Origin of the sequence: Staphylococcus roterodami, assembly GCA_022493055.1 — a bacterium.
In the GTDB taxonomy this organism is placed as follows: Bacteria; Bacillota; Bacilli; order Staphylococcales; family Staphylococcaceae; genus Staphylococcus; species Staphylococcus singaporensis.
This window is the reverse complement of sequence record CP092781.1, coordinates 1,162,063-1,181,890: the sequence shown is the minus strand read 5'-3', so window position 1 is coordinate 1,181,890 and position 19,828 is coordinate 1,162,063. Positions and strand designations below refer to the sequence as shown.

Sequence of the window (19,828 nt, the reverse complement as noted above, 5' to 3'; positions counted from 1 at the left end):
TCAGGTGTTCCTCTAATCTTCTTATCATTTTTAATGATTAGTGTTTCTTATGCATGAGCTTTAGCTCAGGCGTTCCTCTAAATCTACTTATCAATTTATTGATTAGTGTTTCTTAGGGAGAAATTCTGGAGCCTTATCTAGGTTGCTTAGAATTTCCCCCGCAATGTTGACTAGGTCAGGCAATTCTCCATTGGATGACCAGTCAACTACTGCGTCAATGAGCTTTAGCTCAAATATATTACATGAACATACCGCCATTTACATGAATAGTTTGTCCAGTAATATATTTCGCTTTATCTGATGCTAAGAATGCAACAGTGTTGGCAATATCAGTATCTTGCCCGAAACGAGCTAATGGAATTTGTGTAAGCATTTGTTCTTTCAACTCATCACTTAATGCATCAGTCATATCAGAAACAATAAATCCAGGTGCTACAGCGTTAACTGTAATACCACGTGAAGCTAATTCACGCGCTGCAGATTTTGTTAACCCAATTACACCAGCTTTAGTAGCAACATAATTGGCTTGTCCAGGATTACCAACAGCACCAACAACACTTGATAAGTTAATAATTGCACCACTACGTTGTCTTAACATCTGAGGTGTTGCTTTTTGGATACAATTAAATACACCTTTTAAGTTCGTGTCAATTACATCATCCCACTCTTGTTCTTTCATACGCATTAATAAGTTATCACGCGTAATACCCGCATTATTTACTAAAACATCTAAAGAACCAAATTGACTTACCACTTCTTTAATCATTGCTTTCACTTCATCAGCATCAGCAACATTTGCTTGAATTGCAAAACTGTCTACACCTTTAGCTTTAATTTCTTCGACTACTGCTTCAGCCTTCTCTTTGCTGCCTGCATAGTTTACTGCTACATTATATCCTTCTTCTGCTAATTGTAACGCAATACTACGTCCAATCCCTCTTGATGCTCCTGTTACTAAAGCACTTTTAGTCATTTTCATTCCATCCTTTCACATCTTCTAAAGTTTGAATAGATGTTAACTTAACATCTCTATTTATTTTTTTAATTAAGCCAGATAAAACTTTACCAGGACCTATCTCAATAAAATGATCAACACCTTGATCGATTAACCATTCAGTTGATTTAATAAATTGTACTGGTGAATATAGTTGTTTTACCATGTTCAATTTAATTACTTCTTTATCCGTCTCACCTTGAGCGTTTACATTTTGAACTACAGGAAACTTTGCATCGTTCCATTCGAATTGATTAATATAATTTAAAAAGTCCTCTTCAATAACTTTCATTAACGAAGAATGGAATGGCCCTGAAACTGCAAGAGGCATTACACGTTTTGCGCCTAAAGATTTACCTTTTTCAACAAGTTCATCAATTAATTCTTTGTGCCCTGAAACAACAATTTGTCCTGGGCAATTTATATTCGCTGGTTCGATGACCTTATCTTCTGTTGATAACGATTTACATATATCATCCACTTCATTGTAATCTAAGCCCAACACAGCTGCCATGCTACCAACGCCACTTGGAAATGCTTGTGCCATTAATTGACCGCGCTTTCTAACAATTTTAACTGCATCTTCAAATGATAATACATTAGCTGCAACTAAACTTGAATACTCACCTAAACTATGCCCCATAGTATAATCTGGATTCAAATTTTTAAGTGCTGCCAATAATGCAGAACTATGTGTCAACAAAGCTGGTTGCGTGTTTTCAGTTTCACCTAATTTGCCATCTTCATCAGTAAACATTGTCTCTAAAATGTCAAAATCCAATGTATTTGCTGCTGAAGTTAAAATTTCAGTTGCTTGTTCATTGTTGTTATATAAATCTTGTGCCATACCAACTTTTTGGGCACCTTGTCCTGGAAAAATAATTGCTATTTTACTCATTTGATTCACCTACAGTCTCTTTCATTGTTCGAACAATATTTTGTTCTCCAGCGATTTTCGCTTGTCTAATTGCAGAATAAAAAGCTTTCGCATTAGAGCTTCCATGTGCTTTTACTACGGTACCTTCTAATCCTAAAAGTACTGAACCACCATATTCTGAGTAATCCATTTTTTTAGCAAATGCATCTAAATCTTTTTTCAAAATCGCTCCTGCTATTTTATTTTTAGTACTACTCATAATTGTATCTTTCAACATTTTGCCAATTGATTTAGCAGTACCTTCTAAGTTTTTAAGTACCATGTTTCCTGTATAGCCATCTGTAACTACAACATCAGTATCGCCATCCATTAATGTTTTTGCTTCAATGTTTCCAACAAAATTCAATGTGTCTTCTTGATCTAATAGCGAATAAGATTTTTTCGTTAAACTATTACCTTTTGCTGGTTCAGTGCCTATATTTAATAAAGAAATTTTCGGATTATTAATATTTCTAATTTTTTGAGCATAAATATTACCTAATTGAGCATATTGTAATAAATGTTCAGGTTTAGCGTCTGCATTGGCCCCAACATCTAAAAAGACAAAACCTTTACCATCGATTGTCGGCAAAGTTACAACTAATGCCGGTCTTGCGACACCTTTGATACGTCCAACGATGAATAAACCAGCTGACATCAAAGCACCTGTATTACCTGCTGACACACATCCATCTGCTTCTCCTGATTTCACAGCTTCAGCCATTTTCACCATTGAACTATCTTTTTTACGTTTAATCGCTCTAACAGGCTCGTCTTCCATTTCAATCTTTTCAGAACAATGTCTAAATTCGATTCGATCATGGTTCAAAGTATATTTCTCTTTATCACCGAATAATATAATTTCTAAATCTTTGAAATCTTCAACTGCCTTTTGTACCGCTTCTAATACGATATCAGGCGCGTTGTCGCCACCCATCATATCAATTGCTAATTTAACCATTTTTTTATCCTCGCTTATCATAAAACATTTTAAAATTTCCTTTGAAAACTAATTTATGTTTAACATATGACTTTACTTCGACGTAATAATGTTTCGTTGTTTGATTTACAACTTGTGCTTCCGCTCTTACCGTGTCATTTAATTTAACTTTTTCAATAAATTGAATAGTGCTTTCATGTGTCAAAACAGTTGGTTGCTTTATAAGTGCAACACATAATGAATTGGCTTGAGCGAATAATACATGTCCACGCGCAATTCCAGATTTATGAAAAACAGAATCCGATGTAATATCTAATATCGATTGCGCTTTGTCATTTGGATTGACTTGAATCAAATCACCAATAAATTCTTGTTCTTCAATTGAACTTATTTGGTCATAATTTTTTTCAGCAACTAATTTAATGCGCTTCCTTAATTCTGGGATGTTTAAAAAAGTACGATCTAAACGAATTGTTTGAATACTAACATTAAATAAATCGCTTAGTTCATGATCTGTGATGAAGGGATTGCTATCAATTTGCTGTCTGATTGCTTCTCTACGTTTATCTTTCTTCAGTTTCAACGTCTCACCCCTCATTTTTTAGTACCTAGTCTTAAACATTCCTCACATATCATAACACTTTCTAATTAAATCACTCAACAAATAACTGTAATATTTAGTTGTTATTTTAGCTAAAAATTATAAATTAGTAACATTCACTTTGTAGAGTCGCCTGAAACATAAGTCAATGTCCTAAGCTCTACATTGTTATATTGTCAGTTGTTAACTGGAAAAAAGCCCTTGTATCAAGCTTTTTTCAATTCTCGTCAATATTGATACATAAATTTCTAAAAATATAATTAATCAAAACTTCGATGTAATAAATTCTCTTCAATAAAATGACGCAAATGTTGATACGTATTTTCAAAGAATACACCAGAATGAATCAGTTCTGCCGCTTCATCACGAGCGACTTCTAACATGCGATAATCTTCCACTAAATTAGCAACTAAAAAGTCAGGTAAGCCACTTTGTTTAACGCCAAAGAAATCACCTGGTCCTCGCATTTCTAAATCGCGTTCACTCAGCTCAAAACCATCTGTTGTCTGTGTCATGATTGTCATTCTTTCTATACCAGTTTCAGTTTTTGGTGATGCTATTAAAACACAGTAACTTTGTTGATCGCTTCTTCCTACACGACCTCTCAATTGATGCAAAGTAGATAGTCCAAATCGATCAGCATCATAAATCATCATAAAAGTAGCATTTGGTACATTAACACCTACTTCTACTACTGTTGTAGATACTAAAATATCAATCTCATGATTACTAAATTTTTGCATAACATCATCTTTTTCATCTGCAGATAATTTTCCGTGTAATAGACCAACTCGTGACGCTCCATAATATTGTTGTAATGATTCAAATAAAGCTACAACATTTTGGACATCTTCGAGATGCTCCGAACTTTCTATAAGTGGACAAATAACATATGCTTGTCGACCTTTTTTTAATTCAGCAGTCATTTGCATCAAGACTTTATCATATTGTTCATGCTTTGCCCACGTTGTAATAATAGGTTTACGTCCTTTTGGCAGTTGTTTAATTGATGAAACGTCCATTTCACCGAACACTGAAATTGCTAATGTTCTTGGAATAGGTGTAGCAGTCATAAACAAGACATTTGTCATGGCACCTTTTTCTCTTAAAAGTTGGCGTTGGTTCACACCAAAACGATGTTGTTCATCAGTTATAACCAATCCAACATTTTTAAAAATAACATCATCTTGAATAAGCGCATGTGTGCCTATTAAACAATCAATTGTACCGTTTTCTAATTGTTCTAAAAGAATTTTACGCTTCTTACCTTTAACAGAACCAGTAAGTAATGCTACATTCATAGAATCACCAAATAAAGAAATCAAACTTTCAGCGTGTTGTTCAGCTAAAATTTCAGTCGGAACCATTAATGCAGATTGATATCCAGCAGTTTTCAATGCATACATGCAAATTGCTGCAACAACAGTTTTCCCAGAACCCACATCACCTTGTAGTAAACGATGCATGCGTATTGGCGCTTTCAAATCTCTAAATATTTCATTCACACTGTTTTTTTGAGCATCTGTAAGTTCAAAAGGCAATCGTTCTATAAATACTTTCACTTCATTTAAATCATAATCAATTTCAATCGCGTCATCGGATGACTTTTCTAATCTGTTAAGCCATTGCATACGTAATTCAAATAAAAATAATTCAGTAAAAGCATAGGTTCTACGAGCACGTAATAAATCTGACTTATTTTTAGGATGGTGTAATGTATTTAATGTAAAATCTAATGTTTCAAGTTTATATTTCTCTCTCAATTCATCTGTTAACCATTCATGAATCGTTACATCACTTAATGCTTGTCTGATTTGATCTCTTAATTGCTTCTGTTTAATACCTTCTTTAATGCGATAAACCGGTTCAAGTTGAATATCCGAATTTTCAGGAGATTGAACGGATTCCGACTTGAAGAATACTCTGTTACCAGTAATTTCTTGTTTAACTCTATTCCATTTACCTTTAACTGTTATCGTTTGATTTAATTCAATTTTCTTTTTTAAGTACGGCTGATTAAAAAATATACACTTGACCGCTATGTTATTAACCATTAAATGAACGGTTAATTTTGATTTATTTCTTCCAAAAAATGCTATTACTGGCGCAGTATACACTTCCCCTACTATAGTTACAGTTGATTGATCTTCAGCTTCGTTTAAATCAATGACTGTGTTATCTTCATACCTTGTCGGTAAATATAAAACGAGGTCTTCTACTGTATGTATATTTAATTGTTGTAAAACTTCTAACTTTTTAGGTCCTATACCTTTAAGTTCTCTTAGACTATATGGACTTTCTATTAAATTAACTTTTGCCAAAATGAATCACCTATGTTTAGTTTGATTTTCCGTTCACTAAATATGTAATTTATTCTATCATGTCTAAGTTAAACATGATATTTTTATCGTCTCTAAGCTACCTTATTTCATATTAAGGTTATAAAGAATATTAAAAAACTACCAACACTTTTTTATTGTCGGTAGTTTTTTAAATTATTTTTTATTCAACTGAAAAGAAATATTGATAAATTGGTTGTCCACCTTCATGAACTTCTACTTCAACGTCAGGATATTGTTCTTCAATCCAAGTTAGCATTTCATCTGTCACTGCTTTATCCGCATCTTGCCCAATAATGACAGTTAATATCTCACTATCTTCAGCTAACATTGCATTTAATAATTCAGAAATCGTTGTAAATTGATCACTTTGACTGCTTACAATCTTATCTTCAATCAATCCCATGAATGCGTCTTTTTTAATTTCAACACCATCAATTTTCGTATCGCGCACAGCATACGTTAAAGAACCAGATTTAACAGCATTAACCGCTTCAGTCATTTGAACTTTATTGTCTTCAAGAGATGCGTCCACATCGTATTGGAACAATGCACTGATACCTTGAGGAATTGATTTAGTTGGAATCACTACTGCTTCAGCATCTACAATGCTTGCAGCTTGTTCACTTGCCATTAAAATATTTTTATTATTTGGTAAAATAATAGCGCGTTTACATTGTGATTGTTCGATAACTTTGACAATATCTTCAGTAGATGGATTCATTGTTTGCCCACCACTAATAATATGTGTTGCACCCATTGATTTAAATATTTCTGAAATACCTTCACCCATAGAAATAGTAATAATGGCTGTTTCAACTGTTTCCATTTCAGGCTTAGTTGTATGTTGTTCTTTTCTAATTACTTCACGATGTTGTTCTCTCATATTTTCAACTTTAAGTTTAATTAATTCACCATATTGTTGACCATAATTAAACACATCGCCTGGGTGTTCTGTATGCACATGAACTTTTACGATTTCGTCATCATTAATAACTAGTAATGAATCACCAAATTGACTCATATCTTGTCTGAATTCTTGTTCATCAAATGCTTTTTTATTTTTACCGAAACGAACCATCATTTCAGTACAATAACCATAGATGATATCTTCAGTGTTAATCACACCATGGAAGTCATGCTCATCATGTACAAATTCATCTTTATCAAGTTTTTCAACTTTAGCTTCTACTTTTTCACCTTTAAGCGCTTTTAAGAAACCTTCATAAACACATAACAATCCTTTACCACCACTATCAACGACCCCAACTTCTTTAAGTACTGCCAATAAATTTGGTGTGTTTTCAAGAGATTCATTAGCTTTATCAATAATATAAGCCATTAATTCAATGCAGTCTTCAGTGTTTTGTGCTTTTTCAACTGCTGCATGCGCTGCATCTTTAGCGACAGTTAATATCGTCCCTTCAACAGGTTTCATTACTGCTTTATATGCTGTTTCTACACCAGCTTGAAAACTTTCTGCTAATAATTTCGAATTAATCTCAGATTCACTTTCAATATTTTTACAAAAACCTCTGAATAATTGTGACAAGATAACACCAGAGTTACCTCTTGCACCCATTAGTAAACCTTTTGAGAATGTTTTACCTAATTCACCGATATTTTTTGATAAATTATTCTCTACTTCTTCACGACCTGAAGTCATAGTAAGATTCATATTTGTTCCTGTATCACCATCTGGCACTGGATACACATTTAAAGAATCTACGAAATCTGCATTGTTAGATAAATTTTGTGCCCCTTGTATAATCATATCGGCAAATAATTTACCATTAATTTTGCTAATCATTTCAAGTTGTCCTCCTAAATTTTCTTGCCTGTATTATTCACACGTACACCTTGTACATATATATTGATTGAATTTACTGATACATTAAGTGATTTTTCCAAAGTATATTTCACTGTTGATTGAACATTATTGGCAACTTCAGATATTTTCACACCGTAACTAACAATAATGTACATATCTATATCAACTACACCATTATTTTCCGTTACTTTAATACCTTTTGCGTAGTTTTCATGTCCTAATATTTCTGCAATACCATCTCTAACTTGTTGTCTAGATGCCATTCCTACAATACCATAACACTCAACGGCCTTTCCACCTACAACCGAAGCAATAACTTCGTTTGAAATATCAATTTTGCCGTAGTCATTTGAAATCTCTAATGTCATATCTTTGTCCCTCCTAAATTTCAAAGTTGATTTTTCAATTTCCCTAATTCACTTTTAAAATTTTACCACTTAGCGTAGTCATAAATTCTCTAAGTTTCATTGAAAATTCGTCCGTATCATTCCAATGATAGAAACTTAATATAATGACTGACGTTTGGATTGCCTATTTTACGATGATTAAATTCCATCGCATGTTATATGTCCTTAAGCAGTTCTAATTAATAAATGTAGTATCATTAAATAAAAAGTTTAATTGTTACATTCTGTTATTTCTCTAAAATATCATACTACATAACTTCACAGTCTACAATTATATCACAAAAGTCAGTATTTTTGACTTTTATGTGAAAATTATTGATTGTTTTTCATAAGAGTTTATGCTATCTTTATTAAGTATATAAGTAGTTATGTGTATTTATATTTATTAAAGGAGGTACTCATATGGGTAAACAATGTTTCGTAACAGGTCGTAAAGCTTCGACTGGTAACAGACGTTCACACGCTTTAAACTCTACAAAACGTAGATGGAACGCTAACCTTCAAAAAGTTAGAATCCTAGTTGACGGTAAACCTAAAAAAGTTTGGGTTTCTGCACGTGCTTTAAAATCTGGTAAAGTAACTAGAGTTTAATAAATATAATGCACATTAAAAATGTGGCCTTATGTGGAGGACGCATTTACTTGAGGACTGAAAGCTCAACCTTTCAGTTCTTTTTTTATTTGATTTAAATGATAGTCTATGAATAAATCACGCCGTAATCATCTAACATTACAGCGTGATTTTTATTTTCGCATAGCAACTCAATAGCTACTATGAACTATTTCTGAATTTAAATTAAATTCATTTCATTACAAAATACTAATAACTACATCCCTGATACTAATCCTTCAAATCAGTACTTCTAATTTGCAATAATAATCCTTCATGAACATTAATCATTGCTTGCGCATTCTCTACTTCGTTTGAAATTGTTAATGTTGAACCAATATTCAGCATTTGTCTTGTTAAGTTATATTTGAAGCCAGACAATGACAATTCAACATCATCAGTCATCGGAATAAAAGAAATATATGGATAACTAGTGTCTTTTTCAACTTGATATTGTCCCTTAGGCAACAATACAATTTTATTTTGCTGATCCACAAGCATAATGTGAACATCTTTTTTATAATATGCTTTTTTCAACAATAATTGAACCGCTCCAAAAAAGTGATCAAGACGCCCACCAGTTGCACCATAAATTGTAATACTATCAAATCCAAGTGCTACTGCTTTATCTACAGCTAATGCTAAATCGGTATCTGCTTTTTCAGCTTGAACTGGTTTAATTTCTAATTGTTCTGTTAAAAGTTGTCGTTCTTTATTACTAACTGAATCAAAATCACCTACTGAAAAAAATGGTGTAATTTGATGCTTTAGTAAAATCAATGCTCCTCTATCAACACCGCCCCATTTTTCGCCAATATGTTTAACCCAAATATCTTGAGGTAAGTGTCGTTCAGAACATAACAAATTAATATGCATATGCACTCAACCTTTCAATTGTTGTGTGACTTTTTTATAATCATCTTGTTTAAAGAAAAAAGAACCTGTAACTAACATCGTTGCACCGTTATCAATACAAACTTGTGCTGTTTCATTATTAACGCCACCATCAACCTCTATTTCAAAATTTAACTGACGCTCCATTTTAATTGCATTTAGTTGGGCAATTTTATCGACACATTGCGTAATAAATGATTGTCCTCCAAAACCAGGATTTACAGTCATTACCAATACATAATCAACAATATCTAAAATAGGTTCAATTATTGAAACTGGTGTTCCTGGATTAATTACAACGCCTGCTTTTTTATTCAAATGCTTAATCATTTGAATAGCACGGTGGATATGTGGTGTTGATTCTACATGAATTGAAATCATATCAGCACCATGTTCCACAAATGATGCAATATAATTTTCTGGGTTTTCAATCATTAAATGAACATCAATAGGTAATGACGTACCTTTTCTTACAGCATCCAAAACAGGTAGTCCAATCGATATATTTGGTACAAATTGGCCATCCATGACATCAAAGTGAACACCGTCAACGCCTGCTTCTTCAAGTTTGTTCAATTCATGTTGTAGTTCCAAAAAATCAACGGATAATAATGATGGAAATAGTTTTGTCATTTAATATCTAACCTTTCTGTTTGAAATTTCATTAAATAATTGTAAGTAATGGTCGTACCTAAATTGTGCTATGTTACCTTGTTCCAATTGTTCCTTAACATTACAATTAGGTTCTTTAATATGGTTACAATTTCTAAATTTGCACTTTTCCCCGTATCGATTCAATTCAAGAAAGTAATATTTAACATCGTCTTTATCTATATGTTCAAAGTCCAATGCACTGAATCCTGGCGTATCAGCAATATAACCATTCTGACGTTCAAATAATTCAACATGTCTTGTGGTATGCTTTCCTCGGTTTAATGACTTAGAAATATCATTTGTTTCAAGGTTTAGTTCTGGACGATAGTGGTTTAAAAAGGTAGATTTTCCAACACCCGACTGTCCACTTAACACAATAAGTCCAGCAGGCCATGCTTCAACTACCTTTTTACGATCATCATGATTACCAATAAATTCAGTCTCGTAACCGATATTTTCGTATATTTTTAATAATTCACTGATTTCGTGTTGTTTTTCCATTGATGCAATATCTTTTTTAGTAACTAATATTCTTGCATTGAGATGATATGAGTGAGCAATGACTAAAAATCTATCTAATAGTTGTGTTGAAAAATTTGGTTCAACCGCGCTCATTACAATAACTAATGTATCAATATTACTTACAGGTGGTCTTTTTAATTCATTTTGACGTTCATGAACGTGATGAATATAACCTTCATTAACATTCTGTACATCAAAATCTACAATATCTCCAACAACCGGTGAAAATTTCTTCTTTCTAAATAATCCACGTGGTTTTGTATTGAAACGTTCGCCATTAACGTCCACTTGATATACACCACTAATTGATTTCACAATTCGACCTGTCTTCAAAATGGCACCTCTCGATTAAATTTACTGCATTTATTATATCAAAGACTGAAACATTAATATATAAATCATCATTTCAAAAAATATAAATGTTGTGTATGTATCGTTTTATTTCTATTAGTTGACACAGTTTTTCAATATTAATATCTATACTGTATTAAAATAACATCTCATTTTACTACTATTAATTCGACGCACTTGCTATATCATAAATTGTTCAAACATAAGTATACCGGAATTCCTTTTATAGAAATTCCGGTATACTCTATTTAAATATCATCGTAACTGATCTCTTTCTCAGCTACTGTTTTACCATCCACTTTAACTATATAACTTGCTGATTTTCCTTTTTCAATTCGCAATGGAATATCAATTCGTTGATCACTTGTTATATTAAAGCTACCTTTTTCTGTTGAGCCATCATTATCTTTATCTTTGATATAGACTTTTACTTTTTGTGGCTTATCATTTTTACCAGTGTAAGGAACATCAACAGATGCTGTAGTAGATTTCACATCTTCTGAATCATCTTTCTTCCCTTTAGAAACCACAAAGGAGATTGTTGATCCTTCATCAACCGATTTTCCTTTAGGTGATTGTGAAATCACATCACCTTCATCAATATCATCACTATATTCTTCTTTACTTTCAACCTTAAATCCTTTTTCTTCCAAAGCTTTTTTAGCTTTATTAAAGGACTTATGTTCAAAATCGTCGACGTATACTTGTTTAACACCTAATGATTCATACAATTTAATATTTGAGTCATTAATTGCAATTTCAGTGTTTGCAGTTACACTTTGATTAGCAATATAACCTTTAGGCGCCTGATTATTGTAGACTTTTTCAACTGAAACATCCTTAATGCCCAACGATTTTAATTTCTGTAATGCCTCTTCTTTTGGTAAACCAATAACATTCGGCATTTTAACCTTTTCTGGACCTTTAGAAATGACAACATCCACACTATCGCCACGTTCAACTCGCTCACCAGTATTAGGTGTCGTTTTGATAATCTCATTTTCAGGATATTTATCACTATAACTACGAGAAATCTTACCCAGTTTTAGATTGTTCTTATTAAATATTTGCTCTGCTTCTTTTACAGACTTTCCAATAACATCTGGCGTTTCCTCGTATTTATTACCAAACATCGCCATAGCCACAAAAGATACAAGTGCAATCATTAATAATGAAAAAATGAGCGATAGCAACACAATCTTTCTAGTTGATTTCCGCTTTTCTTTAGGCTCATACACAGTACCTTCTGTTTTCTGGAACTGTTGATGATGAGCAGGTCCATTAACTATCGGTACTTGTGTTGTTTCGCGCTTTGGTTGACTAGATTTTTGCTCGCTAATGTGTTTTGCAATATCTTCTTTTTTCAAAGGGACGGCTATCGTTTTCATTTTATCAAGTTCATAAACGTCTTCATTCGCTCTATTTTCATGTAAAACGCTACTTAGATCATCTTTCATTTCTTGAATTGTCTTGTAACGATTGGATTTATCTTTTTCAGTTGCACGTAAAATGACATTACTTAAAGCTTGTGGAATATCTTTACGAACATCAGTCGTTACATTTGGTACAGAATCTTGAATATGTTTAATTGCAATACTCACTGCAGTTTCACCATTGAACGGTGGTTCACCAACAAGCATTTCATATAAAACAATCCCTATTGAATAAATATCAGTACATTCATCTGTCGCTTCACCTTTAGCTTGTTCTGGCGAAAAATACTGGACTGTTCCCAATACATGATTTGTTTGCGTTAATGATGTTTCGCTTAATGCTTTAGCAATACCGAAATCAAATATTTTTAAAGTTTTATTGCTATCAATGAGTATATTTTGTGGTTTGATATCTCTATGTACAATACGCATATCATGCGCATGCTTAATTCCATCTAAAATTTGATTTGTGAAATCAATCGCTGTTTCTACACTTAATGGACCATGACTTTCAATGTATTCAGATAGTGTTGGTCCTTCAATATACTCCATAACTAAGTAATAACAGTCATCTTCTTCATCAACATCAATCATACTTACGATATTTTGATGAGAAAGTTGTGACGAATTATGCACTTCTCTTTCAAAACGTTTTAACGTTTCTTCTTTTTCCCTTGGTGGTATAAAAATCGCCTTAATCGCAACTTTAATATTTAATATAGTATCTTCTGCAAGATACACTGTGCTCATACCACCGCCGCCAAGTTTATCAATTATCTTATATCGTTCATTTATTATTTTACCTATCATACTTTATCACCTTCAATAGCCGCGAGTATGAAAGTAACATTATCTTTCGAATGGTTATCTAATGCAAGTTGCATTAACTGATTACCATGTTCTTCTATTGTACCTTCTTTTACTAACAAACGCTTAATTTCATTGTCTTTAACGTAATCGGTTAATCCATCTGAATTTAATAATAAATAATCGTAAAAATTCATTCGTTTAATAAATAGATCTGGACTGACGCGTTTGTCAGTACCCATTACCTTAGTAATAATATTACGCTGTGGATGCGTAAATGCTTCCTCTTCAGTTATTTGTCCTGTTAATACAAGATGATTAACAAAAGAATGATCACTTGTAATTTGTTCAATTTGTCTACTATTTATAACATATGCTCTGGAATCACCAACGTTTGCTATCACAATTGATTTTTCAAAGACAAGTGCACAAACACATGTCGTACCCATACCTTTATATTCTGCATTTTCTTGTGCATAATGATATAACTGAAAATTTATATCCTTTAAATTTGTACGCAACCAATTTTCAGCTTGATGTTGTTCTATTAGATTTTCCGCTTCAAAACGGGTTTTCAACTCATCAGTTACAAACTTACTTGCAACTTCACCTGCTTTATGGCCGCCCATACCATCACACAGTACTAAAAGTTGTTGATTCGTTTGATTGTAGAATATACCACCCGCATCTTCATTCTTATCTCTATGTTGTCCAGTATCAGTAAAAAATTGTGCCTCTAGCATTTGTCTTTACCTCGTTTCTACTTGTCGTTCCTTCGCTCTTAATTGACCACATGCAGCGTCAATATCTGATCCTTGTTCACGACGTATTGTGGCATTAATTCCTAGTCTCTTTAATTCTTTTTCAAATTTAAAGATATCATTTTTGGCTGTTTTAACATAGTTTCTTTCTGGAACATGATTGACAGGAATTAAGTTAACATGGCAATTTAACCCTTTAATTAAGTGCGCTAAATCTCTTGCATGTTCAAGTTGATCGTTTACGCCACCAAATAGTCCATATTCAAATGTGACACGACGATTTGTTTTTTCTTGATAATACTTTATTGCTTCGATTAACTTTTCAACATTATAAGCACGGTTAATTGGCATCAAGCGAGATCGCACTTCGTCTTTAGCAGCATGTAAACTTACCGCAAAATTGATTTGAATATCTTCATCAGCAAAGTCATATATTCTTGGAATGATACCTGACGTTGATACTGTTATATGACGCGCACCAATATTTAAACTGTTATCATCATTGACAATTCTTAAAAAGTCCATCATTTCATCATAATTTTCAAAAGGTTCACCGATACCCATAATTACAATTTGAGATACTCTTTCTTCTGTAGCATCTAGTGCTTTTTGAACAGTTAATACTTGTGATACAATTTCGCCTGCTTCAAGGTTTCTTTTTAAACCACCTAATGTAGAAGCACAGAATGTACAACCAATACGACAACCAACTTGTGTCGTCACACAAACTGAGTTTCCATAATCATGTCGCATTAAAACTGTTTCAATCGTATAGCCATCTTGCAACTCAAATAAAAATTTAATCGTACCATCTTTACTTTCTTGCTTTACAACTGTTGTTAATGTTGTAACGGTAAAATTATCTTTTAAAAGTTGTCTTAAATCTTTCGACAAATTTGTCATTTCATCAATAGAATCAACTCTTTTTTGATATAACCATTCAAAAATTTGTTTTGCTCTAAACTTTTGTTGACCATGGTCGACGAGCCAATTTTGCATTTCGTCAAAACGCAATGAATATATTGATTGCTTGTCAAAATTTGGAAGAAATTTATTCTTCTTTTTCTTTTCAGCAGTTATCATTCCTAATTGTCCTTTCTTTTTATCTTAGTGATAAAGAATCCATCTGAATTAAAATCTTGCGGCATAATTTGTAATGTTTTGACCATTTCTCCAGTTACAGGATGTTGAAATGGTTCAAATTCAAAGTTTTTGTTATTTTTCAAAAACGTATAAATCACATTTTCATTTTCTAATTGCTCTATTGTACATGTTGAATAGATGATTTCGCCACCTGTTTTTACATTGTTTTTTACATTTTCTAATATTTCCAGCTGTAAATCAACTAACGACGCAATCTGTTCTTTACTCTGTGAATATTTAATTTCAGGTTTATGGCGCATTACACCAAGACCACTACACGGTGCATCAACTAATATTTTATCGTAAATTTGTTCATACGGTTTTGTTGCATCATGTTGAAAAGCACTTATATTCGTCAAACGTAGCTTTTTAATATTAAAATTAATTAAATCAATTTTATGTTCATGAATATCTGATGCATCAACGTGTCCTTCTGGCATTAGAACTTCAGCAATATGACATGCTTTGCCGCCAGGAGCACTACATGCATCTAACACATGATCATGTCTATCAACATTCATAACATGTGCAACAAACATCGAACTCTTATCTTGAATAGATACAAATCCATCTTTAAATGAACGGGAATGTATAACCGGTTGACCAGAAATATGCAAACAATACGGTAAATCGACATCTTTTTTTACTGCAAAACCTTCATTTTTCAATTTAGAAATTATATCTTCTAGTGATGCACGTGTTAAATTGGCACGTACAGTAGTAGATGGAGATTCTAAAAATGATTTCAAGATTGACTCAGTTTTTTCTAAGCCATAATGTGTAACCCAGTGATCAACAATCCATTTGGGCATACTATACTCTATCGCCATGCGTTTCTTTGGATCAGTTATTTCATTATAATCAGGTAATTCACTGCGCATGATTGTGCGTAATATTCCATTTACGACATTACCATTATGAAAACCACCACGTTCTTTTGCAATTTCAACCGCTTCATTAATAATGGCATGATTTGGCACCTTATCTAAATACACATATTGATAAATGCTCATCCACAATAATTGACGTACCCATGCTTTTATTTTTGTTTTTACAAATGGTTTCAAATAAAAGTCTAATGTATATTTACGTTTTACAGTTCCATAAACAATTTCAGTAAATAAACCTTTATCCATAGCATTTAAGTCATTTTCCGATAATACTTCATTGATTCGGAGATTACTGTATGCACCTTCATTTAAAATATCTTGTATCGTATCAAATGCAAGACTTCTCACGTTTTCTATCATATAAGTTTCTTCCCTACTAGTGTGTTTTGTGCACCACTTAAATAGTTGGCAGCTAACATTCTCTTTTTCCCAGCCAATTGCATATCTTTAATCGCAATCGCTTCATTATCATCTGTAGCAACAATAATGGCTTTTTTGTTTGTATCAATAATTGTTCCAGGCTCACTATTCTGATGATTAGGTATGAGCTCCGCATCATATATTTTCAAATTAATATCGTCCATTGTTGTATATGCAACTGGCCAAGGCGATAATCCACGTATTTGATTGAACACTTGTCTACCTGGTTGTTTCCAATTAATACGCTCATCTTCACGTTTAATATTTGAAGCAAACGTTGCGTGCGTATCATCTTGAGGTATACTTTCGTTTGTCCCTTTAATGATAGAAGGCAATGTTTCTTTCAACAAGTCTGCTCCTAATACGCTTAGTTTGTCATGCATTGTACCAACATTGTCACTATCTTCTATTTTAATTGCTTGTTGTGAAATAATATTACCTGCATCCAACTTCTTAACCATATACATAATTGTAATACCTGTTTCTTTTTCACCATCTATAATCGCTTGGTGAATAGGTGCACCACCTCTATATTTAGGTAATAATGATGCATGTACATTGATTGCTCCTAATTTAGGTAATGTAAGCAATGATTCAGGCAATAGCTGTCCGAATGCCGCAGTTACAATTAAATCAACATCTAGCTGAAGTAATTGTTCTAATTCTTTTGATCCGCTAAGTTTTTCCGGCTGATATACAGGCAAATCATATTTCATAGCAACTTGTTTAACTGGTGGTGGTGTCATTACACGTTTACGTCCAACTGGTCGATCCGGTTGAGTTACAACAGCGATGACATCATGTTCCGCAATAAGCATTTCTAATACTGTGGTTGAAAAGTCTGGTGTTCCCATAAAAATAATTTTAGTCATGTGCAAAATATGCCTCCATTTCTTTATCAGTTAAAATTCGATCAGCTCGTTCTGTAAAAGGAATGCCATTTAATTGATCAATGATGTGTAAAATCATTCTAGCTACATCTTCATGTGCAGTAAGTTCAACTTTATTTCCATTAATATCATTACTTTCAACGACAATCATTTTACTTCGTGTCACTTCACCATATACATCTGGCATTGAAATAGAGCCTTCTAAATCTGTGATTGAATCTTTCGATTGACTAATGATTCTCGGATTAATAAGTTGTAGTAAACCTTCCATTTCCATATCAATGATTGCTACTTGGAACGATTGACCAATTTGTGGTGCACATAAGCCGGCTGCTTCTCTAGCATACATTGTATCTTCTAAATCATTTAATAAAGATTTAAGTGTGTTATCAAATTTTGTTACTTCTTGTGCTGTTTTCGTTAAAATTGGGTGCGATGCTGGTACTAATTTTTTAATCGCCATAGCTCTTACTCCTCAATAAAATTCATCAAACCATTATAACGTAAATATATTAAAAATGCGACCTTACATCATAGAATGAAAATTTTCGATATTTATATGTTCAAACAACATCAAGTGTCTTTTCACGTGGGAAAAATTAAAAAAGCAAAAGAAGTGTGTAGGTATAATATTTTTCTTAGAAACGAATATCTAAAAGATATAAAATTAGGAATGCTCTAATTAGAATATTCAAATTAAAAGTGGGTATAATAAAAGAGGAATTATATATATTAAAAGCAACTCAACTGGAGGGAAAGAAATGCAAGTAAATAAAGTCATTTATATTTTATTAGCGCTCTTCTTAGGTAGTTTTGGTATTCATAAGTTTTATGCCGGCAAAAACATGCAAGGTTTCTTACACTTAATATTCTTTTGGACAGTCATCCCACATATATTAGCAATTATTAGTGCAATAATTACTGTTTTCAAACCAGCTGACGAACATGGTAATGTCACATTATAAATTAACGAAAATAAATCCCGATGACAATCTATTATTAATTGCGACTCAAAGAGTTATAGACTTTACGAACTCTAAATGATAAGTTGCAATACTGATTGTTTATCGGGATTATTGTTTAAATTGTTTATTATAGTACACTAATTATTTTCAACAAAGTAAAGACTATTTTAAAGAATCATCTGACGATGTTTCATAGTTTGATTCGTACTCTTTAATATATTTACTTAGAACAACAAAATGTGCGTTACCAAAATCACTAGATGCATTTAAGAAATCCATACCTACTAAATTTAAAACTTTTGGATCTGGATTAGACTTGTCTTCATAATTTTTTGGTGAAAAAGTAAAATATGCCAATGTCGGCATCACTTCATCTTTAGGATTCTTTGACCCATGCGCCATAAATGAAACGCTTGTTAAAGGTACTCCGAAAGATTTGATTTGTGCTACGCTATATGGAACTGGTTTTGGATGATCAAGTTTAGTTAGTTGACTTAATTTTTTCAACTTAGAATAATCGTCATATTTAATTGCATCATCTTTATGAATTACATAAGATCCTGGTTCGACTGATGCATAAACTAACTTTCCATCTTTATATTTAGTCATAATTTCTGCGTAAAAAACAGGTGTGTTTGAATTACCGATTTTCTTTCCATCCGGATCTACATACCAATAATCAACTTGTTTTACATCATCATGCGTTTCAATCACTTTCCTTTTTACACCTTTTTTATCTTTAAAAAATGCATCAACATCTTTTATAGACGATCCTTTTGAATCTTTTGTAAATCTATAATCTGCAAGCTCCACTTTACCCATTAATTCTTTGTAATCTTTCCATCCTTGAATCCCTTTACTATTTGTAAACGACTTTTCTGTCATTAATGGATCCAACTTATCAAGAGTTGGTGCGTCTTTAATTCCTTTCATTTTTTTCTCTATTTCTTCAAATTTCTCTAAATCAGGATCTTTCTCTTCTTCCGATTCTTTTTCTTTTTTTACAGTTTCTTGTTTTGATTCTTCTGATTTTTTTGACGATGATTTATGAAATCCACCAAATGAACAACCTGCTACAACTAAAAGCATAACTAAAAGTAAACATCCCAGTATCTTTTTCATAAACTTTCTCCTCTTGTGTTTTTTGTTTGAATCAACTAAGCCTACATAAATTAAAAAACTTATTTATATTGTTATTTTACATTAACTAACTATATTTTTAAATACTTTAATTGATAATTCAGGAAAATTGTTTTGTCTTATAATTCAAATAGTTAAAATATCAATATATACAAAACAGTTTATAACCATTTATTAGCGTGTATAAAATTTGTAGTATTCAAATCTGTCAATTTAAAATAGTATATAATTACTTATCCAACACAAAAGATAAAGAACTAATAAATCTTTTAACAATAATCTGTTTGAAATAAAGTCAACAAAATTAAAAATAGTATAAAC

Annotated in this window: 19 protein-coding genes; 2 read left to right on the top strand and 17 right to left on the bottom strand. The window is 32.3% G+C overall.

Annotation, left to right across the window (positions count from 1 at the left end; translation table 11 throughout):
- Positions 1-238: 238 nt before the first annotated feature.
- From fabG to ML436_05810, 7 genes are all read right to left on the bottom strand, one after another.
- A complete protein-coding gene (gene fabG, locus ML436_05840; protein ID UMT79251.1) occupies positions 239-973 on the bottom strand; it encodes a 3-oxoacyl-[acyl-carrier-protein] reductase in 735 nt (244 codons plus the stop codon).
- Positions 966-1,892 (bottom strand): ACP S-malonyltransferase, encoded by a 927-nt coding sequence (fabD, locus tag ML436_05835; GenBank protein ID UMT79250.1) that lies wholly within the window; start codon positions 1,890-1,892, stop codon positions 966-968. The genes fabG and fabD overlap by 8 nt, the downstream gene beginning before the upstream one ends.
- Complete coding sequence (gene plsX / locus ML436_05830) at positions 1,885-2,871, bottom strand: phosphate acyltransferase PlsX (GenBank protein ID UMT79249.1); 987 nt, start codon at positions 2,869-2,871, stop codon at positions 1,885-1,887. Before plsX ends, fabD begins: the two co-directional genes overlap by 8 nt.
- Positions 2,872-2,875: 4 nt before the next feature.
- Positions 2,876-3,448: a transcription factor FapR gene (gene fapR, locus ML436_05825; GenBank protein UMT79248.1), complete on the bottom strand. Its 573-nt coding sequence runs from the start codon at positions 3,446-3,448 to the stop codon at positions 2,876-2,878.
- A gap of 263 nt (positions 3,449-3,711) precedes the next feature.
- Positions 3,712-5,772, bottom strand: a complete 2,061-nt coding sequence (gene recG / locus ML436_05820) for an ATP-dependent DNA helicase RecG (protein ID UMT79247.1) — start codon at positions 5,770-5,772, stop codon at positions 3,712-3,714.
- 181 nt (positions 5,773-5,953) lie between these two features.
- Positions 5,954-7,600: a fatty acid kinase catalytic subunit FakA gene (gene fakA, locus ML436_05815; protein ID UMT79246.1), complete on the bottom strand. Its 1,647-nt coding sequence runs from the start codon at positions 7,598-7,600 to the stop codon at positions 5,954-5,956.
- 14 nt (positions 7,601-7,614) lie between these two features.
- Positions 7,615-7,989, bottom strand: coding sequence for an Asp23/Gls24 family envelope stress response protein (locus ML436_05810; protein UMT79245.1), 375 nt, complete (start codon positions 7,987-7,989; stop codon positions 7,615-7,617).
- Between the two features lie 441 nt (positions 7,990-8,430).
- Here ML436_05810 and rpmB point away from each other — a divergent pair, with 441 nt between their 5' ends.
- Positions 8,431-8,619: a 50S ribosomal protein L28 gene (rpmB, locus tag ML436_05805; protein UMT79244.1), complete on the top strand. Its 189-nt coding sequence runs from the start codon at positions 8,431-8,433 to the stop codon at positions 8,617-8,619.
- A 249-nt stretch (positions 8,620-8,868) separates the two neighbouring features.
- On the opposite strand, the gene ML436_05800 is transcribed toward rpmB, so the two are convergent.
- The 9 genes from ML436_05800 to ML436_05760 form a co-directional block, all read right to left on the bottom strand.
- Entirely contained in the window at positions 8,869-9,513 is a 645-nt protein-coding gene (locus ML436_05800; protein ID UMT79243.1) for a thiamine diphosphokinase, read from the bottom strand.
- Positions 9,514-9,519: 6 nt separating this feature from the next.
- The gene (gene rpe / locus ML436_05795; protein ID UMT79242.1) at positions 9,520-10,164 is read right to left on the bottom strand and encodes a ribulose-phosphate 3-epimerase; all 645 of its coding nucleotides are present in this window, start codon (positions 10,162-10,164) and stop codon (positions 9,520-9,522) included.
- Positions 10,165-11,040, bottom strand: coding sequence for a ribosome small subunit-dependent GTPase A (rsgA, locus tag ML436_05790; GenBank protein ID UMT79241.1), 876 nt, complete (start codon positions 11,038-11,040; stop codon positions 10,165-10,167).
- A 266-nt stretch (positions 11,041-11,306) separates the two neighbouring features.
- Positions 11,307-13,301: a serine/threonine protein kinase Stk1 gene (gene pknB / locus ML436_05785; GenBank protein UMT79240.1), complete on the bottom strand. Its 1,995-nt coding sequence runs from the start codon at positions 13,299-13,301 to the stop codon at positions 11,307-11,309.
- The gene (locus tag ML436_05780; protein ID UMT79239.1) at positions 13,298-14,041 is read right to left on the bottom strand and encodes a protein-serine/threonine phosphatase Stp1; all 744 of its coding nucleotides are present in this window, start codon (positions 14,039-14,041) and stop codon (positions 13,298-13,300) included. Before ML436_05780 ends, pknB begins: the two co-directional genes overlap by 4 nt.
- Before the next feature lie 6 nt (positions 14,042-14,047).
- Entirely contained in the window at positions 14,048-15,142 is a 1,095-nt protein-coding gene (gene rlmN / locus ML436_05775; GenBank protein UMT79238.1) for a 23S rRNA (adenine(2503)-C(2))-methyltransferase RlmN, read from the bottom strand.
- Between the two features lie 2 nt (positions 15,143-15,144).
- Positions 15,145-16,452: a 16S rRNA (cytosine(967)-C(5))-methyltransferase RsmB gene (gene rsmB / locus ML436_05770; GenBank protein ID UMT79237.1), complete on the bottom strand. Its 1,308-nt coding sequence runs from the start codon at positions 16,450-16,452 to the stop codon at positions 15,145-15,147.
- Positions 16,449-17,384, bottom strand: coding sequence for a methionyl-tRNA formyltransferase (gene fmt / locus ML436_05765; GenBank protein UMT79236.1), 936 nt, complete (start codon positions 17,382-17,384; stop codon positions 16,449-16,451). Before fmt ends, rsmB begins: the two co-directional genes overlap by 4 nt.
- A complete protein-coding gene (locus tag ML436_05760) occupies positions 17,377-17,865 on the bottom strand; it encodes a peptide deformylase (protein UMT79235.1) in 489 nt (162 codons plus the stop codon). The genes fmt and ML436_05760 overlap by 8 nt, the downstream gene beginning before the upstream one ends.
- Before the next feature lie 298 nt (positions 17,866-18,163).
- Between ML436_05760 and ML436_05755 the strand changes: the two genes are divergently transcribed.
- Positions 18,164-18,367, top strand: a complete 204-nt coding sequence (locus ML436_05755) for a TM2 domain-containing protein (protein ID UMT79234.1) — start codon at positions 18,164-18,166, stop codon at positions 18,365-18,367.
- Positions 18,368-18,529: 162 nt separating this feature from the next.
- Here ML436_05755 and ML436_05750 read toward each other — a convergent pair whose 3' ends face one another.
- Complete coding sequence (locus ML436_05750; GenBank protein UMT79233.1) at positions 18,530-19,489, bottom strand: hypothetical protein; 960 nt, start codon at positions 19,487-19,489, stop codon at positions 18,530-18,532.
- Positions 19,490-19,828: the final 339 nt, after the last annotated feature.

Coding starts and splice junctions, on each gene's coding strand:
- rpmB (UMT79244.1), top strand. CDS start 8,431: ATGGGTAAACAATGTTTCGTAACAGGTCGTAAAGCTTCGACTGGTAAC.
- plsX (UMT79249.1), bottom strand. CDS start 2,871: ATGGTTAAATTAGCAATTGATATGATGGGTGGCGACAACGCGCCTGAT.
- ML436_05750 (UMT79233.1), bottom strand. CDS start 19,489: ATGAAAAAGATACTGGGATGTTTACTTTTAGTTATGCTTTTAGTTGTA.
- fabG (UMT79251.1), bottom strand. CDS start 973: ATGACTAAAAGTGCTTTAGTAACAGGAGCATCAAGAGGGATTGGACGT.
- ML436_05780 (UMT79239.1), bottom strand. CDS start 14,041: ATGCTAGAGGCACAATTTTTTACTGATACTGGACAACATAGAGATAAG.
- fmt (UMT79236.1), bottom strand. CDS start 17,384: ATGACTAAAATTATTTTTATGGGAACACCAGACTTTTCAACCACAGTA.
- ML436_05755 (UMT79234.1), top strand. CDS start 18,164: ATGCAAGTAAATAAAGTCATTTATATTTTATTAGCGCTCTTCTTAGGT.
- ML436_05810 (UMT79245.1), bottom strand. CDS start 7,989: ATGACATTAGAGATTTCAAATGACTACGGCAAAATTGATATTTCAAAC.
- rpe (UMT79242.1), bottom strand. CDS start 10,164: ATGACAAAACTATTTCCATCATTATTATCCGTTGATTTTTTGGAACTA.
- fabD (UMT79250.1), bottom strand. CDS start 1,892: ATGAGTAAAATAGCAATTATTTTTCCAGGACAAGGTGCCCAAAAAGTT.
- ML436_05800 (UMT79243.1), bottom strand. CDS start 9,513: ATGCATATTAATTTGTTATGTTCTGAACGACACTTACCTCAAGATATT.
- fakA (UMT79246.1), bottom strand. CDS start 7,600: ATGATTAGCAAAATTAATGGTAAATTATTTGCCGATATGATTATACAA.
- rlmN (UMT79238.1), bottom strand. CDS start 15,142: ATGATAACTGCTGAAAAGAAAAAGAAGAATAAATTTCTTCCAAATTTT.
- rsmB (UMT79237.1), bottom strand. CDS start 16,452: ATGATAGAAAACGTGAGAAGTCTTGCATTTGATACGATACAAGATATT.
- fapR (UMT79248.1), bottom strand. CDS start 3,448: ATGAGGGGTGAGACGTTGAAACTGAAGAAAGATAAACGTAGAGAAGCA.
- ML436_05760 (UMT79235.1), bottom strand. CDS start 17,865: ATGGCGATTAAAAAATTAGTACCAGCATCGCACCCAATTTTAACGAAA.
- pknB (UMT79240.1), bottom strand. CDS start 13,301: ATGATAGGTAAAATAATAAATGAACGATATAAGATAATTGATAAACTT.